This is a genomic window from Neorhizobium populisoli (assembly GCF_019430945.1).
Taxonomy (GTDB): domain Bacteria; phylum Pseudomonadota; class Alphaproteobacteria; order Rhizobiales; family Rhizobiaceae; genus Neorhizobium; species Neorhizobium populisoli.
In genome coordinates this window covers 491,047-506,613 of sequence record NZ_JAHYCB010000005.1, presented here as the reverse complement: position 1 = coordinate 506,613, position 15,567 = coordinate 491,047, and the positions used below count along the sequence as shown (strand labels likewise).

At 59.3% G+C, this 15,567-nt stretch carries 16 protein-coding genes; 7 read left to right on the top strand and 9 right to left on the bottom strand.

The window, feature by feature from the left end:
* Positions 1-12: 12 nt before the first annotated feature.
* The 5 genes from KX729_RS16630 to KX729_RS16610 all read right to left on the bottom strand — a co-directional run bounded on the left by KX729_RS16630 (position 13) and on the right by KX729_RS16610 (position 4,256).
* Complete coding sequence (locus KX729_RS16630) at positions 13-333, bottom strand: ArsR/SmtB family transcription factor (RefSeq protein ID WP_025602790.1); 321 nt, start codon at positions 331-333, stop codon at positions 13-15.
* Between the two features lie 122 nt (positions 334-455).
* Positions 456-1,241 (bottom strand): HugZ family pyridoxamine 5'-phosphate oxidase, encoded by a 786-nt coding sequence (locus KX729_RS16625; RefSeq protein ID WP_219743577.1) that lies wholly within the window; start codon positions 1,239-1,241, stop codon positions 456-458.
* Positions 1,242-1,334: 93 nt separating this feature from the next.
* Positions 1,335-2,381, bottom strand: coding sequence for a choline ABC transporter ATP-binding protein (choV, locus tag KX729_RS16620; protein ID WP_219743576.1), 1,047 nt, complete (start codon positions 2,379-2,381; stop codon positions 1,335-1,337).
* On the bottom strand, positions 2,378-3,241 hold the full coding sequence (gene choW, locus KX729_RS16615; protein ID WP_219743575.1) for a choline ABC transporter permease subunit: 864 nt from the start codon (positions 3,239-3,241) through the stop codon (positions 2,378-2,380). The genes choV and choW overlap by 4 nt, the downstream gene beginning before the upstream one ends.
* Positions 3,242-3,314: 73 nt before the next feature.
* Positions 3,315-4,256: a choline ABC transporter substrate-binding protein gene (locus tag KX729_RS16610; protein WP_219743574.1), complete on the bottom strand. Its 942-nt coding sequence runs from the start codon at positions 4,254-4,256 to the stop codon at positions 3,315-3,317.
* On the opposite strand from KX729_RS16610, the gene KX729_RS16605 reads away from it, so the two are divergent.
* The 5 genes from KX729_RS16605 to KX729_RS16585 all read left to right on the top strand — a co-directional run bounded on the left by KX729_RS16605 (position 4,249) and on the right by KX729_RS16585 (position 7,937).
* On the top strand, positions 4,249-4,452 hold the full coding sequence (locus KX729_RS16605) for a hypothetical protein (RefSeq protein WP_219743573.1): 204 nt from the start codon (positions 4,249-4,251) through the stop codon (positions 4,450-4,452). The genes KX729_RS16610 and KX729_RS16605 overlap by 8 nt on opposite strands.
* Positions 4,453-4,465: 13 nt before the next feature.
* Positions 4,466-5,053, top strand: coding sequence for a thymidine kinase (locus KX729_RS16600; RefSeq protein ID WP_025602780.1), 588 nt, complete (start codon positions 4,466-4,468; stop codon positions 5,051-5,053).
* A 124-nt stretch (positions 5,054-5,177) separates the two neighbouring features.
* Positions 5,178-5,636, top strand: a complete 459-nt coding sequence (locus tag KX729_RS16595) for a pseudoazurin (protein ID WP_025602778.1) — start codon at positions 5,178-5,180, stop codon at positions 5,634-5,636.
* Between the two features lie 81 nt (positions 5,637-5,717).
* The gene (locus KX729_RS16590; RefSeq protein WP_219743572.1) at positions 5,718-6,653 is read left to right on the top strand and encodes a hypothetical protein; all 936 of its coding nucleotides are present in this window, start codon (positions 5,718-5,720) and stop codon (positions 6,651-6,653) included.
* Between the two features lie 126 nt (positions 6,654-6,779).
* Positions 6,780-7,937, top strand: coding sequence for a DUF2333 family protein (locus KX729_RS16585; RefSeq protein WP_219743571.1), 1,158 nt, complete (start codon positions 6,780-6,782; stop codon positions 7,935-7,937).
* 12 nt (positions 7,938-7,949) lie between these two features.
* On the opposite strand, the gene KX729_RS16580 is transcribed toward KX729_RS16585, so the two are convergent.
* Both KX729_RS16580 and KX729_RS16575 read right to left on the bottom strand, forming a co-directional pair.
* Entirely contained in the window at positions 7,950-8,411 is a 462-nt protein-coding gene (locus KX729_RS16580) for a PAS domain-containing protein (RefSeq protein WP_246617632.1), read from the bottom strand.
* A gap of 33 nt (positions 8,412-8,444) precedes the next feature.
* Positions 8,445-9,110 (bottom strand): helix-turn-helix transcriptional regulator, encoded by a 666-nt coding sequence (locus KX729_RS16575; RefSeq protein WP_312991094.1) that lies wholly within the window; start codon positions 9,108-9,110, stop codon positions 8,445-8,447.
* Between the two features lie 569 nt (positions 9,111-9,679).
* Here KX729_RS16575 and KX729_RS16570 point away from each other — a divergent pair.
* On the top strand, positions 9,680-10,606 hold the full coding sequence (locus KX729_RS16570) for a COG3904 family protein (protein WP_219743569.1): 927 nt from the start codon (positions 9,680-9,682) through the stop codon (positions 10,604-10,606).
* Positions 10,607-10,663: 57 nt separating this feature from the next.
* Here KX729_RS16570 and KX729_RS16565 read toward each other — a convergent pair whose 3' ends face one another.
* A complete protein-coding gene (locus tag KX729_RS16565; protein ID WP_219743568.1) occupies positions 10,664-11,179 on the bottom strand; it encodes a TIGR00645 family protein in 516 nt (171 codons plus the stop codon).
* Positions 11,180-11,307: 128 nt separating this feature from the next.
* Positions 11,308-13,581 (bottom strand): TonB-dependent hemoglobin/transferrin/lactoferrin family receptor, encoded by a 2,274-nt coding sequence (locus KX729_RS16560; protein WP_219743567.1) that lies wholly within the window; start codon positions 13,579-13,581, stop codon positions 11,308-11,310.
* 302 nt (positions 13,582-13,883) lie between these two features.
* Between KX729_RS16560 and KX729_RS16555 the strand changes: the two genes are divergently transcribed.
* Complete coding sequence (locus KX729_RS16555; protein WP_219743566.1) at positions 13,884-15,563, top strand: formate--tetrahydrofolate ligase; 1,680 nt, start codon at positions 13,884-13,886, stop codon at positions 15,561-15,563.
* The last annotated feature ends 4 nt before the right edge of the window (positions 15,564-15,567 follow it).

Genomic DNA, 15,567 nt, shown 5'->3' with positions numbered 1-15,567 from the left:
GCACTGTCAATTTCAAGCGGCGGCAGACTTGGCCTGCTCCGGAGTGCAGTAGATGTCTTCCAGCGTTTCGAGAACCTTCAGAACAGATTCCGAGGAGCTGGAATAATAGATCGTCTGGGCGTCGCGGCGGGTTTTCACCAGCTTCTGCGCGCGCAGCTTGGAAAGATGCTGCGAAAGCGCAGACTGGCTGAGCCCGACCTGGGAAGCGAGTGCGCCGACGGCGACCTCTCCTTTTACCAAGCAGCACAGGATCATCAATCGCTTCGGATTGGCCATGGCAGACAGCAAACCTGCCGCCGCGTTGGAGTGTTCGGATAGTGCCATCGTGTCCATCAGTTACAATTCCCCTCGTATCTCAAAGCGGCCCCCCGCTTTAAAATTCGCCCGTCGTCCTAGGGGTGAAAATTAACAAGGAGCAAAAGGGATTGTATATCCCTAAATTTCGGGTAACCGGCTTAGCATACTTTAGCTGTATCAAAAATATAATCAAGTACGGCCTCCGGTAAGTCCATTAGTGCGGGAAATTCGTGCCTGAGTTGAAAATCTCCCGCAATTAGGTCGATTCCACCTCTATCCACTCCCCCGAATCGCCAGTTTTTCCCGTTTTCCGTGCCAGTTAGCGTCGCAAAGGCAGTTGCGGCCTCTGTCATATTTTTTAAATTTTGTTGCAGATCGAGCCACGCGGGAGTGATTCCCGGATCACGAATCACCAAATCCGCACCGGGCATGACATATGCACGGCCGAATCCCCCATTGAGCGAAGCAGTCTGCGGATTGATTCGGAAAAACCGGAAATCCGGGAAATCTGCATACAATGCAGATTTGGGGTGCCTGTCCAGAAAACGGGTCCGAATCCGTTCATGCTCCGGGGTGTCGCGGGTGACGGTTTCCGCCAGACATTGAACCGTGATGCGGGGATGGGCGAGCGGATCGCCTTTGCCGGTTTCGCCGGCAAGCAGCGAGCAGCGCGGGTCTGCCAGCAGGCTCTTCGTGTGGGCGGAAAGGCCGGAGACGAGGATGACCGGTACGCCGTCGACATCGGTGCCGGTCAGCGCCCGGCTTGCAGATGGGAAACCGGTCTCGGGATCGAGCACTGCCAGCGCCATGTGCCGGGCGCCGCGGACAAGCGTGCGAGCGAGGCGGCGGGCCTCGTCGTCGGTATCGCGAAGGACCTGCGGCTTGTCGGCCGGTTTTACGGCGGCCTCTCCGGTTGCCGGAGTTTCTTGCGGCTCGTCCTGCATCTCTCGTCCCTCTCTGCTATGCCTGATTGGACATAACACCGGCGGCCCGGCAGAGAAAGCGGAGTCGATGCTTCAGGTTATCCGTCCGACCTTTCAGGCTTCGCGGTGGCGATGGCGGGTCAGGCCGGCGATCACGTCGTCGGCGGAGATCGAGCCGATCACCGTGCCATTGTCGACGACGCCGATCGCGCCTGGTTGGCGGGCGAGTGCGTCGAGGATATCGACGAGGGGCGTCGTGGCGAGCGCAGTGCCGGAGACACCTGCTGCCGCCTGGCCGGTGCCGGGACGCATCACGTCGCTTGCGGTCAGCATGGTGATCGGGTTCATGTGTTGGACGAAATCGGCCACATATTTGTCGGCCGGTGCCCGGACGATTTCCTGCGGCGTGCCGCACTGGATGATCCGCCCGCCTTCCATGATGGCGATGCGGTTGCCGATGCGGAAAGCCTCGTCGAGATCGTGGCTGACAAAGAGGATGGTCTTTTTCAGGCGTCGCTGGAATTCCAGAAGCTCATCCTGCAGGCGGGTGCGGATCAGCGGGTCGAGGGCAGAGAAGGGCTCGTCCATCAGCAGGATCGGCGCACCGGTGGCGAAGGCGCGGGCGAGGCCCACACGCTGCTGCATGCCGCCGGAAAGTTCGCCCACCTTGCGGCCAGCCCATTTTGCCAGGTTGACCAGTTCCAGCTGCTCATCGACGCGCTTCTTGCGCTCAGGCTCCGCCATGCCGGCAAGCTCAAGCCCGAAGCCGACATTTTCGGAGACGGTTCGCCAGGGGAGCAGGCCAAACTGCTGGAAGACCATCGAGACCGAATGCATGCGCAGATCGCGCAGCACTTTCGGGCTCGCCTTGTAGGGATCAACGGGACCATCGGGCGTGGCAACCTGCACATTGCCCCTCACGACCGGGGCGAGGCCGTTCACGGCGCGCAGCAGGGTGGACTTGCCGGAGCCGGACAGGCCCATCAGGACCAGGATCTCGCCCTCGTGAATGGTCAATGACGCATTGGCGACGCCGAGCACGATGCCGGTCTCGGCGCTGATCTCATCGCGGGTCTTGCCCTGGTCCACCAGGGAAAGCGCGCGTTCCGGCTTGTCGCCGAAGATGATGTCGACACGGTCGAAGGTGACGCAATCGCTCATGACTTTTTCCCCGGCTCGGCGGTGCGGAACATGCGGTCGAGGATGATCGCCAGAATGACGATGCAGAGCCCCGCCTCGAAGCCGCGGGCGATGTTGACGGTGTTCAATGCGCGCACCACCGGTACGCCGAGCCCGTTGGCGCCGACCAGCGCGGCGATGACGACCATGGAGAGCGACAGCATGATGGTCTGGGTGAGGCCGGCCATGATCTGCGGCATGGCATAGGGCAGTTCCACCTTGCGCAGCACCTGCGACGGTGTGGCGCCGAAGGCAACGGCCGCTTCCGTCAGCGCATCCGGCGTCGAGATGATGCCGAGGCGGGTGAGGCGGATCGGGGCGGGGATGGCGAAGATGACGGTTGCGATCAGGCCCGGCACCATGCCGAGGCCGAAGAGGATTAGCGCCGGAATGAGGTAGACGAAGGTCGGGATCGTTTGCATCAGGTCGAGGATCGGCCGCAGCACCTCATAGAGCCAGGCGCGGCGGGCAGCGGCAATGCCGACCGGAATGCCGATCGCCATGCTGACGGCGGTGGCGGCCAGAACCAGCGCCAGCGTTTCCGTCGTCTCTTTCCAGTAGCCCTGGTTATAGATGAGGAGCAGGCCGAAGGCGGTGAACAGACAGACGCCGATCGAGCGCCTGAGCCACCAGGCCAACGCCGTGAAAAGCGCGATCAGCACGAAAGGGTTCGGCCATTGCAGCACGAAGAGCATCGCGTTGATAACGGACGACAGCACCATCGACAGCCAGTTGAAAAACCAGTCCGCGTTATGGGTCAGCCAGTCGACGCCGTCCTTGGCCCAGTTGCCGATGCGTATCTTGCCGCTGGAATCCACCAGCCATTCGGGAAACCCGTTCACGCCCTTGCCTGCCTGTTTCTGAGAAAAACTATCGCCGGAAATACAAAGGGCCGGTTTCCCGGCCCTCGATCACTCAGAGGCCGAGCTTGGCCTTGACGGCGGCGGCGCCGGGCTTGCCGTCCTTGGTGGTGACGTTGGCAAGCCAGGGCTCGATGGCGGAACCGTTCTTCTTCAGCCATTTGGTGGCGGCTGCTTCCGGCTCGTCGCCATCGTTGAGGATGCCGCCCATGACCTGATTTTCCATGGTCAGCGAGAACTTCAGGTTCTTGATGAAGGCGCCGACATTGGCGCATTCCTGGGTGTAGCCAGCGCGGACATTGGTATAGACCTCGGCACCGCCGTAGTTCGGGCCGAAAACGTCATCGCCGCCGGCGAGATAAGTGAGCTTGAAATTGCTGTTCATCGGGTGCGGCTCCCAGCCGAGGAACACAACCGGCTGTCCCGCCTTGTCGGCACGGGCGACCTGCGCCAGCATGCCCTGTTCGGAAGATTCCACCACTTCGAAGCTCTTGAGGCCGAACGTGTTCTTCTCGACCATGTCGAGAATCAGACGGTTGCCGTCATTGCCGGGCTCGATGCCATAGATCTTGCCTTCGAGAGCATCCTTCTTGGTGGCGATATCCTTGAAATCCTTGATGCCAAGTTCGGCGCCCTTGGCATTGGTGGCCAGCGTGTATTTGGCGCCGACGAGGTTGGGGCCGAAGGATTCGACCGACTTGTCCGTGAGATAAGGGCGAACGTCGGCTTCCTGGGTCGGCATCCAGTTGCCGAGGAAGACGTCGATATCCTTGTTCTTCAGCGAACTGTAGGTAACCGGCACTGAGAGGACCTTGACGTCCGTCTGATAGCCGAGCGCCTTCAAAAGTACGCTGGCGGTGGCGGTCGTGGCGGTGATGTCCGTCCAGCCGACATCGGAAAAACGAACGGTGCCGCAGGCTTCCGGTTCTGCGGCGAGCGCTGCGGATGTAAGGGCGAGGAAGGAGACGGCTGTGGCTAGGGTAGACTTCATGCGCATGATTAGCTCCCGTTTTTATATGTTCCCGCCATTATCAATATCTTCTGCGGCGGGGCAAGCATGTGCATTCGCGGCGCGCTTTGATATGGATTTGCGACATTTTGTGACAATTCTCATCCCGGCTTCGGTGAGCCGCCGTCACATTAGTTTCCTGTGGTTTTCGATCCTCGCCGCTTTTCTCGCAGGTGATTCTTGATCAAAAGCAGGACATGGCCAAGCTCTATTTCCATTACGCGACGATGAATGCCGGCAAGTCGACCATGCTCTTGCAGGCGTCGTACAACTATCAGGAACGCGGCATGCGCACGGCGATTTTCATCGCCGCGTTGGATGATCGCGCCGGTGCGGGCAAGGTCGCCTCGCGGATCGGGCTTTCCTCGGATGCCATTCCGTTTGGCCTGAGCGATGATCTTTTTGCGGCAATCGACAGGATGCACCGTGAGGAGCCGATCGCCTGCGTGTTCGTGGACGAGGCGCAGTTCCTGACCGCCGAACAGGTCTGGCAGCTGGCGCGGGTATCCGATCGTGTCGGCATCCCGGTGATGGCCTACGGGTTGCGGACGGATTTCCAAGGTAAACTGTTTCCCGGTTCGCTGGAGCTTCTGGCGATCGCCGACGAGCTGCGCGAAGTGCGCACCATCTGCTATTGCGGCCGCAAGGCGACCATGGTCGTCCGGCTCGATCAAAGCGGCAATCTGGTGCGCGAAGGTGCGCAGGTGGACGTCGGTGGTAACGAAAAATATGTGTCGCTCTGCCGTCGTCATTGGGAAGAACGAATGCGCTGCCACGAGGTCTGAGCCGCTACTCCTAGATGGGACGGATCGCCGCGCCGTGCGCTATCGATTGACGCTGGTCAAAGCCGCGCAAGAGGCAGATACCTAAAGCAATAGCCGTCATGTATTGCCTTTCAGGAGTTTTCCCATGCGCATGAACACCGCCAAGACCTTTACTCTTGCCGCTTCGCTTTCCTTTTTCGCTATTCTTTCGGGGCCGGCCGTCAGTGCCGAAATCGAGATCAAGATGCTCAACAAGGGCAGCGACGGTCAGGCCATGGTCTTCGAACCCGCTGCCGTGAAAGCGCAGCCGGGTGATACGATCAAGTTTGTGCCGCAGGACAAGGGACATGACGTCGTTTCGATGACCGGCCTGCTGCCGGAAGGGGTGGCCGAGATCAAGGGCAAGATCAGCCAGGAAGTTTCGTTCACTGCCGACAAGGCGGGCGCCTATGTCTTCAAGTGCACGCCGCATTTCGGCATGGGCATGGTGGCGCTGGTTGTCGTCGGTGACGCACCTGCCAATCTCGCCGCCGTCAAGGATGCCAAGATGCCGAAAATGGCCAAGGACCGGCTGACGGCCGAACTTACCAAACTCGGCCTCTGATTTTCCCGTTTCCCGCGCGTGACCGTCGTGGCAATCTGCTGCGGCGGCGCTATCTTGCCGTCAGGTTGCGGGAGGACAGGCGTGGCGGCAGCGGACGGTTTCGACAGAGAGTTCGGACGGATCGACGGCATATTCGCCGCCATGCGCGAGGCGGCAAAGCCTGTGCTGAAGCTGCTTGCGGAAACGGCGGATAAATCGCTGCTTCCTGATGAAGACCGGCTCGCCGCCGAAGATGAGCGCCATGCGGACGAGGTTCTGGAGCGCCGGGCCGTGGAGGTCGCGTTGGCTCGACTGGTTTCGCGGCTCGCGGACGATATTGCTCTCCGAAAACGGGAGTTCGATGAGCGCGAGCAGCCGACCCGTGGCGAAAGGCTGATTGGTTATCTTTCCAGGGCTGCAATGCGAAGCCGGATCGAAGCGCGGGCCGCAAGCCCCGCCGCGCTGGCGCATATCGAGAAATTGCTGGGGCGCGGCGACGCGCTTGCCGGATTGCTCGAAGGCGAGCGCAGCGCGCTGATAAAGGAGCGGAAGGAGGGCGAGGTCGATCTTGGCACGTTGATCGACCACCGCAGCGACATGATACAAGACCTGCGCGGCGAAGACGCAAGCGCGATGACCGGCGTCGAGGCTTCTGCGAAGGTGGAACGCGCCGTTTCCGTCTTCAATCGCTTCGTGACCGAACTCAACGCACAAATCGTGGCCTGTAATATCCTCCGCCACAAGCTGCTCACCGACATGGAAGATCTGCTGATCCTCTACCAGGTCGTTTTCGCCGCCTTGCGCAGGAATGGCAGCGTTTCCTTCGATCGGGAGCGTTTCCCGCATCTCTCTGCGGAAATCGACCGTTTCGCGCAGGGCATGCTGACGATCCAGGGACTTGCCGCTCGTCGGCAGAAGGCCAACCTCGCCTTTGAGGAGCGGTTCCCGGAATTGAAGGCCGCGACATCCGGGGAAGAGTTTTCGCCGGCGAAAGCCAGCCATCCGCTTCGAAATGCACTCAAACCGGCCCAGTCTTGACAGCTGCTCTTCTCAAAGCGGGCGCGGGATTGCGGCGAAACGCTGCGGCCGGTTGTGATCTGCGGCTGGAGCACATATGTGAGGCTCTGACCAATCGGATGCCCCCCGCTTCACCAGGAGACAGCGATGCTCGACCGGATTAAAGCCTTCTTCCAGACAATCGGCCAGGCCGTGGGGAGGGGGATCGGACTTCTGGTCGCGTGGCTGGTGTGGCCGTTCATGGCGGCACATGGCTGGTACGGCCGGCGCCACTGGATGGTGAAGGGGCCGATCATTGCGATCCTCGTCGTGCTTTTCGGTCTCTACGGTTACTTCTTCTGGCAGACGCAGGTCTGGACAGGGTTCAATCCGAATTTCGTTGATGCCTATCGCTGGTCCGAACGCACCGTGCCGGCCGGGCAGGAATTACCGAAGACGACGGCACCCGCCGGCGCCAATGCTCCTGCAAGTGCCGCCGCCGTCGGCGCCAAACAGTGCCAGTCCTCGGCGATCGTCGATGCGGCGGCTGACCTGACCGACATGAACGTCAACCAGAATGCCTGGATTTCGTCCATGCTGCTCTACCGGCTGGGCTTGTTCGGGCTCGATTGGGATCACACGCCCTTCCTCGACAACAAAGCGTCTTTCCAGCGCGGTGTGAACCAGGCGGTGCGGCGTACTGCGTCCGAGCTTGTCGATACGCTGGGTCGTGTCCGCGGCACGTCCGGCGTCAACAACAATCTTCAGGATGCGCGCGGCGCGCTGCAGTTCGATGAATATTCCTGGTATTTCGGGCTCGATCCTTTCGGTCCGAAAACGCCGACGCCTTCCTATTACCGAACCGCTATCGAAAAGCTGCACGCCTTCAACCGGGATCTGACCTCGTGCAACGCAACCTTCGACAGCCGGGTCGACAATCTCATCCAGTTCATAGACCGGATCGCCAACGATCTTGGCGGTACCTCGGCAATCCTGCGAGAGCGTTCCGAGAACTTCAACGCCGGCTGGTTCGATACGCGCGCTGACGACCGCTTCTGGTTCGCCTACGGGCAACTTTATGGGTATTATGCGGTGCTTTCCGGTGCCGGTGCGGATTTCTCGCAGGTGATCCGCGAGCGCAACCTGACCCAACTCTGGGGCGACACGCTGAACCGTTTCCGCGCGGCTTTGCGTATCCAGCCGTTGATCATCTCCAACGGTGCCGAGGACGGTTTCGTGATGCCGAGCCATCTTGCGGTCATGGGCTTCCATACGCTGATGGTGCGTTCGAACCTCGTCGAGGTGCGTTCGGTGCTTGAGCGCTGACCGGATTTCCGGTCAGCTTTCCGTCTCGTCCAGGAAAAAGGTGACGCCGGGTCGGCGCTCGAAGAATTCGTAGGTCATGCCGACGACTTCGCCGCTCGTGCCGGGCTTGTCGCGGAACTTGCCAACCGTGCGGACGTATTTGTAATCCTCGGCGTCAGCCTTCACCCTGTAGATATTATGATAGGTCAGGCGAGCACTGCTGGCCCGCTCGTAGACTTCCAGGATTTGCGGCATGTCTTCCGGATGAATGCGACCCGTCATCTCGACGAGATTGACGGGGCCATCCGTCGGCTCCATGCCGAATATGTGAAAAACATCCTCAGTCGCGAAGAAATGGCCGCTGTCCAGATCGATGCGCCAGAAGCCGTAATAGCGGAAGGCCGTGACGAGTTCGATCATCTCGTCGGCAGTCAGGCCGACCTCAAGATACTGCGTATTGGAGCGTTTTTCGGTGTGCTGGACCCATGGGGGCAATATCGACCTCGTGACGCCGGAAAAAGGTTCCGGCTAGCTGATCAGCCTAAGCCTCAACGACTTAGCTACCAACTGGGTTCGATTGACGCAATCGAGTTTTTTGATCGCGTTGGTCATGTAGGCATTGATCGTGTGATCCGAAAGGGACAGGATCCTGGCGATCTCGGCGGAGGTTTTGCCCTGTGCCGTCCAGCGGACGACTTCCAGTTCGCGCGTGGAAAGCGGGCCTGAAGCTGCAACCTTGGCGCTGCGGCGTATCTTGTCGAACACGTCGAATGCGTGCAGCACGATCATGCCGATTTCGTTCAGTTCGCCCTGGCTGAGGCGGGGGCGCACGCCATCGAAGCGGACCAGAAAGCGGTCGCCATCGATCGAGTTCAGGCCCATCGCCACGGATGTCAGCAATTCGAAGCGGCGCTGTAGTTCTTCCATGACGGCCGGTATGGAAAACCCGCGCACGTTATCGCTATCGTTCAGCGACCAGCAGCAGGGCAGGACAGAGCGTGAGATGATCGGCGCGACCGGACAGAGTTTCAAAAGCCTTTTACGGTCGAATTCCTGGATATAAGCCTGCGGCAAAGTCGTCTCGACGATCATTCTTGCCATCAAGACTTCATCGGGAGAGCCGGCTTCGAAAAGCGTCACATAACGAAAGCCGAACTCATGGGCCAGCCGTTTCATCGCATCGAAAATCTGCACCCGCGAATCCGCTGCGGAGATCTCGCTATTTAAAATGGATTGCCGCTCGAGGGTTATCATACAGCTAAAACTGACAAATATTTATGTTACTGTTAATAAATATACGAACCTGTTTGAATAGCCAGCAAATTTTCGTGCAGTGCAATACTTATCCCTAAGAAATCCGATATTTAGTCGTGTTTTGAAGCGGCTCATCGCGGGCCGGGTTTTTTAGGTCACACAGGGAGGTATCCTGTTCCCGTCATCCTCCGCATTACCGGGAGGTTTGAGGTTTTTGGCCGTTCGAAAACCGGAGAATCACTTCGCGGCGGAGCTTCGGCGCGTGCATCTCTGTTACGCGTACGTGTGCCAGATATATGACATTCCATCACGTCGGCACTGTGCTTGATCGCGGCAGCGAAGGCCTCATAAGCGTCAGTATAGTCTTTCATACTTTAGGCGCCCGGATGCGCTGACAGAAGGAGGCGATAGGAAGTCAGCTGTCCGACAAGTCGAGGCGGCCGCGCGATAGTTGCGGCTCTCTGGTTCGGCTGCTAAGCGTAGTGGGAGCGCAACCGGGGCGGTCAGCTGTGCAGTTTGCAATTTCCTATCTGGCGGGCCGTTTGCTTGCCCTGTTTCTATTTTCTTTCCTTGTTTTTGCCTCTCTCTTTTCCACCGAAATCGCTGCTGCCGAAAAGGAGAAGCAGGATCCGCCGATGACCTTCGTGGTCGTGCGGGACCTGCGCTGTTCCGATACCTGTCCGGAATGGATATCGGCGGAGGGGCAGATTACCTCCGCTACGCCGGCACTTCTCAAGAAGGTGCTGAAGGCCATTGGCAAGCAGAAGATGCCGGTTGTCCTCAACTCTCCCGGCGGCGATGTCGATGCCGCCTACAAGATGGGCCGGATGATCCGCAAGGCAGGACTGGAAACCACGGTGGGCCACACCTGGCTGAACGACTGCCCGCCGCAGGACAAGCGCTGCAAGGCCGGTATAGGCAAGGACGGGAGATCGACGGGTTACAGCCATCCGTTCCGGGCGGGCTGCTTTTCCGCCTGTCCGCTGGTGCTGGCCGGCGGCACGGTACGTGCCCTATCACGCTGGACCTATATCGGTCTTCACCAGATCACCGTGACCTACAGACGCGTCAGGGTTTCCTATGAAGTCGAATATGCGATGGTGAACGGCAGAAGGAAGGAAGTTTCCCGCAAGGAGATTGGCCGCAAGGTTCAGGGCAGGAGAACCTCCACGACGCTGAACAAGAAGGACAAGGCCGAACTCACGGCCTATCTCAGGGAAATGGGCATCAGCCCCGATGCAATCGATGTGATGATGAGCACGCCGCCGGACGATATGCGGATCGTGCCTTCCGCCGAAGCCCTGAAGCTCGGCCTCATCACCGATATCCTGATCCAGCGGGAGTGGCCGGGCATGTCGCTTTGCAGGGAAAGCGACTCCGCCGACGCGCTCTGCCATCGCCGCGCCGCGCCTAAGGCGGCTCCAGGTCCCGTCTAGCAGCCTTTGCGGAAAGCCCGATACGGCGTCGACCGTAGTGCCGTCGGTCGCTTCGAATTATTCCTCGTGCTTCTCCGCCTTGGTCTTCGCCATGATGCGCTCCAGCCAGCCGAGCATGACGGCGGAAACGACGAAGGCGATGTGGATGATCGTGTACCACATCAGGTGACGGTCATCGTATTGGGCGGCGTTCAGGAAGATTTGCAGGAGGTGGATGGAGGAGATTGCAACGATCGACGAGGCGACCTTGATCTTCAGGCTGCCGGCATCGAGCTTGCCGAGGAAGGAAACGTCGGCTTCCGTCTCATCGAAGCGGCTGACGAAATTTTCGTAGCCGGAAATCATCACCATGACGATCAGGCTCGCAACCAGTGCGGCGTCGATGAGGCCGAGCATGGCGAGGATCATCTCGGACTCGCCAAGCGTGAAGACGCCTTGGGCAACCTTCCAGAATTTCAATGCGAAGGAGAGAGCATAGACGGCAAGCGCCGCGACCAGGCCGAGGTAAAAGACGACGAGAATCCACCGGCTCGACAGGATGATTTTTTCGACCAGCAATTCCAACGACTTCATGATCCTCATTCTCCAGGTTTTTCAGGGCCGCCTCACATAATCGGCGAAGGTGACCGCGGCAAGACATTCATAACAAAGAAACGCCGCACCCTTTCGGATACGGCGTTTTCAGTCTTGGGCAGGAATGATTAGAACTTTTTGCTGACGGACACTTTGAAGGTACGGCCAGGCTCGCTGAAATAGTCGCGTTGAGCGATCGTCGTTGTATCGGGAACACTGACGGCATCCCAATATTTCTCATCGAACACGTTGAAGACGCCTGCCTGTATCTTCAGGCCCTTAACGTCAACGTCGCCGATCTTTTCCGGTGCCCACCATGCGGAGAGGTCGACAATGCCGTAACCTGGAGCCCTGAAGCCGCCATTCGTCCTGTTGCGGGTGGCCGCCGCGGTCAGCGAGACGTCTGCCCCCCAGGTTTCCTGGGCGTAACCGAGACCGACAATGGCGCGCAGCGGCGCAACCGAATTCAGGTAGGCGCCGTTTCCGGTGTTTCGGCCGTTGGACCATGCAACGGAGCCCCAGGTGCGCCAATTCTCGTCAAAGCGCCATTCGCCGGACAGTTCGATACCGTAGATCCGGACCTTGTTGACGTTCAGATATTCGGTAATGCCGAGCGGATATTCGCCGGTGGGATCGATAGAGGGCTTAGTGTCGATGAAGTTGCGGTAATAATTGTTGAAGACCGTGGCTGCGATCGTGTAGTCGGCCGCCTCATATTTTCCGCCGATCTCGAAGCCGTTGCTCGTTTCCGTATCGAGGTTGGGGTTGCCGATCCTGCGATAGGAGCCCGGCTGACCATAGTTCTGGTAAAGCTCCATCACCGTCGGCGCACGGAAGCCTCTCGCATATTGGGCGTAGAGTTCCAGCTCCTGGGTCGCCTGCCATGCGAACCGCAGTTTTGGCGAGATGCCGAAGTCCTCGTTGGACTTGAGGTAGGCCTGGTCATAAGCCGGGCTGCGTTCGAAGGCGGCCGTCGATTTCGGATCGTAGCTATAATAGTCGAGGCGGAGGCCGGGGGTGATGGTCAGGCGATTGTCCATCAGCTTGATGTCGTCTTCGACGAACGCGCCGAACATGACTGCATTGACGTCGGCCATATCCGATGAGTTCGTGTGCAGAAAGCGGCATGCCTGCGGGCCGAAAGGCTGCGGAATGGTCGTCCAGTCCACATCGGGGCAATTGTCGACGCCAGCGGAATACTGGTGCGTGTCTTGCCAGTACAGCTCGCCGCCGAACCGTAACTCGTGGCTCACGCCGCCCAGATCGAGTTCCTTGGAGGCGTTTCCGGTCAGACCATACGAGGTCTGCTCGATCATGTTGTCTCGCTTGTAGACACCGAACGGACGTCCATAGAAGAATGGGTCGCCGGGGATGATGCCGCCGAGTGCGCTCGGAAGGCGGATTGCATCCGTCGTGTTATTGATCTGCTCCTTCTGCCAATAGACAGTGACGCTGGCGCGATCCACCACGTCGCTATTGTCCGGCGAGATGAAGTCGTAGGAGCCGGAAATCCGCTTGCGGTCGACCTCTTCGCCGGATTTGAACGAACCCTGCTGATAGGAGGCCGTCGTGCCACGGAAGTTCTTGCTGTCCTCGTCACGATTGTAGAGTTCTCCGGTCAGGCCGAAGCGATGGCCGCCTTCGATATACTGGTGGAATTTGACCAGCAGGTTCTTCTGCACGAAGTCCATCGGGTTTGCTTCGGTGCGGTTTGCTCCATAGCCATCGATATAGCCCTGGTTCTCGGTTTCGTGGCCCTTCTTGTAACCGCCCTGGACAAGCAGCCAGCTATCGTTGAAGCGACCAGCAACTGCCGCATTGCTGCCGATGCTGTTGTCCTTGCTGTCATAGGTGCTTTTGGTGAGAGCGCCGAAGTTTTTACCTTCGTCGATCAGGTCTTGCGGATTGAGTGTTCTCAGCTCGACCACGCCGCCCAATGCGCCGGAGCCGTAACGGCTGGAATCCGCACCCTTGGTAATGTCAAGCGAGGAGAGGCTGTCGAAGTCGAAGGCGTTGCCGCCGCCCTTTGCCGTGTCGCGAGGATCGCTCAGCCAGGGCAAACGGATGCCGTCGATGGTTGTCAGCACGCGTTCGTTCTGCAGGCCGCGGATGTTGATGCTCTTCGTATTGCTGTTGAAGTTCACTCCGGCATCAATACGGCGGGAAAAGTCCCGCAAATCGGTGACCATGCGCTGCTCGATCTTCGGGCGCTCGGTGGTCTCGGTCAGCGGTGAATCAGCGACGCGGCCACCCTTCTTGGCGTCGAGGACGATCGGTTTCAGCTCTGTCGACTGCTCGGATTGCTGGGCCTGCTGTGCGTGGGTCGCGGATGCGAAGCTCATCGCGAGCAGAATGGCAGTGCCGGCCCAAAGTTGCCGGCGTCGTGACGGATCTGAAACCATGAAAGTCCCCTCAAAAAGACATGCGATAACGTCGCGCGACCCGGCTTCCGAGCGCGCGTGGAAGAGTTTTGAAGTGCTGATTTCCGCCCCAGCGGCAGCCCCGATCAGGACAATTAAAAATCTCAACAAAAAGAGTCAAGTTTGAATCTGAGTTTTTTAGTCAAGTTATTATGCGTAAATTTCGCTTATCCCCGACTGTGGTAGATATGTTCCAGTCGGACCTATTCACACATTGCTTTTCCTTGGCTATTCATAACCGAACGGGCATGTTTCGAGACCCGTGAAGGGTAAGGAGAGTGGGTATGGCTGCCGTCAAATCGGATATCGAAATCGCACGCGCGGCAGTGAAGAAGCCGATTGCGGAGATCGGAGCGAAGCTCGGCATCCCGCCCGAGGCGCTGGCGCCTTATGGTTATGACAAGGCTAAAATCGGTGCCGACTTCATCGCCTCCCTCTCGGATCGCAAAGACGGCAAGCTGATCCTCGTCACGGCCATTAATCCGACACCCGCGGGTGAGGGGAAAACGACGACGACGGTCGGCCTCGGTGATGGTTTGAACCGAATCGGCAAGAAGGCGGTTATCTGCGTGCGCGAGCCGTCGCTCGGTCCTTGTTTCGGCGTAAAGGGTGGGGCGGCCGGCGGCGGATATGCGCAGGTCGTGCCGATGGAAGATATCAACCTGCATTTCACCGGCGATTTCCACGCCATCACCTCGGCCCACAATCTCCTGTCGACGATGATCGACAACCATATCTACTGGGGCAACAAGGAGAATATCGATACGCGCCGCATCAGCTGGCGGCGGGTGATGGACATGAACGATCGCGCACTTCGCCAGGTGGTGACATCGCTCGGCGGCGTCTCCAACGGTTTTCCGCGTGAAAGCGGTTTTGACATCACCGTGGCGTCGGAGGTCATGGCGATCCTCTGTCTTTCATCCGATCTGGCCGATCTCGAGCGGCGGCTGGGCGATATCGTCATCGGTTACCGCTTCGACCGCTCGCCGGTTTTTGCGCGCGATCTGAAGGCGCATAAGGCGATGACCGTGCTCTTGAAGGACGCCATGCAGCCAAACCTGGTGCAGACGCTGGAAAACAATCCGGCCCTGGTGCATGGCGGCCCGTTCGCCAATATCGCGCATGGTTGCAATTCGGTGATCGCGACGCGGACCGCCTTGAAGCTTGGCGACTATGTGGTGACGGAAGCGGGCTTTGGCGCCGATCTCGGCGCTGAAAAATTCTTCGACATCAAATGCCGGAAGGCGGGGCTGAAGCCGGATGCCGCGGTCATCGTTGCGACCGTGCGGGCGTTGAAGATGAATGGCGGCGTGAAGAAGGAAGACCTCGGCGCCGAAAATGTCGAGGCGCTGCAGCGCGGCTGTTCGAACCTCGGACGTCACATTGCCAATGTCCGGAAATTCGGCGTGCCGGTGGTGGTGGCGATCAACCATTTCACCTCCGATACGGAGGCCGAAGTCGCTGCTGTGAAGGACTATGTGGCGCGGCATGGCGCGGATGCGATCCTTTGCCGGCACTGGGCGGATGGCTCGGCCGGCATCGAGGAACTGGCGCAGAAGGTGGTCGAACTTGCCGAAAGCGGCCAGGCGAAATTCCAGCCGCTTTATGCCGACAGGCTGCCGCTGATGGAGAAGATCGAGATCGTCGCGTCGAAGATATACCATGCCGCCGAGGTGACGGCCGACCGGGGCGTGCGCGACCAGCTGAAGGCCTGGGAAGAGCAGGGGTATGGCGACCTGCCGGTCTGCATGGCGAAGACGCAATATTCCTTCTCGACCGATCCCAATCTGCGCGGCGCACCGGAAGGGCATGTGGTGCATGTCCGAGAGGTGCGGCTTTCGGCCGGTGCCGGCTTCGTCGTGGCGATCACCGGCGAGATCATGACCATGCCTGGCCTGCCGAGCGTGCCTTCGGCAGAGCGGATTTTTCTCAACGAAGACGGGTTTGTCGAAGGGTTGTTCTAGGGGC

Bases quoted from the DNA above. Each gene is read 5' to 3' on its own strand.
- KX729_RS16600 (WP_025602780.1), top strand. From the start codon at position 4,466: ATGGCCAAGCTCTATTTCCATTACGCGACGATGAATGCCGGCAAGTCG.
- KX729_RS16595 (WP_025602778.1), top strand. From the start codon at position 5,178: ATGCGCATGAACACCGCCAAGACCTTTACTCTTGCCGCTTCGCTTTCC.
- KX729_RS16625 (WP_219743577.1), bottom strand. From the start codon at position 1,241: ATGCAGGACGAGCCGCAAGAAACTCCGGCAACCGGAGAGGCCGCCGTA.
- KX729_RS16555 (WP_219743566.1), top strand. From the start codon at position 13,884: ATGGCTGCCGTCAAATCGGATATCGAAATCGCACGCGCGGCAGTGAAG.
- KX729_RS16610 (WP_219743574.1), bottom strand. From the start codon at position 4,256: ATGCGCATGAAGTCTACCCTAGCCACAGCCGTCTCCTTCCTCGCCCTT.
- choV (WP_219743576.1), bottom strand. From the start codon at position 2,381: ATGAGCGATTGCGTCACCTTCGACCGTGTCGACATCATCTTCGGCGAC.
- KX729_RS16560 (WP_219743567.1), bottom strand. From the start codon at position 13,581: ATGGTTTCAGATCCGTCACGACGCCGGCAACTTTGGGCCGGCACTGCC.
- KX729_RS16605 (WP_219743573.1), top strand. From the start codon at position 4,249: ATGCGCATGATTAGCTCCCGTTTTTATATGTTCCCGCCATTATCAATA.
- KX729_RS16630 (WP_025602790.1), bottom strand. From the start codon at position 333: ATGGACACGATGGCACTATCCGAACACTCCAACGCGGCGGCAGGTTTG.
- KX729_RS16585 (WP_219743571.1), top strand. From the start codon at position 6,780: ATGCTCGACCGGATTAAAGCCTTCTTCCAGACAATCGGCCAGGCCGTG.
- KX729_RS16565 (WP_219743568.1), bottom strand. From the start codon at position 11,179: ATGAAGTCGTTGGAATTGCTGGTCGAAAAAATCATCCTGTCGAGCCGG.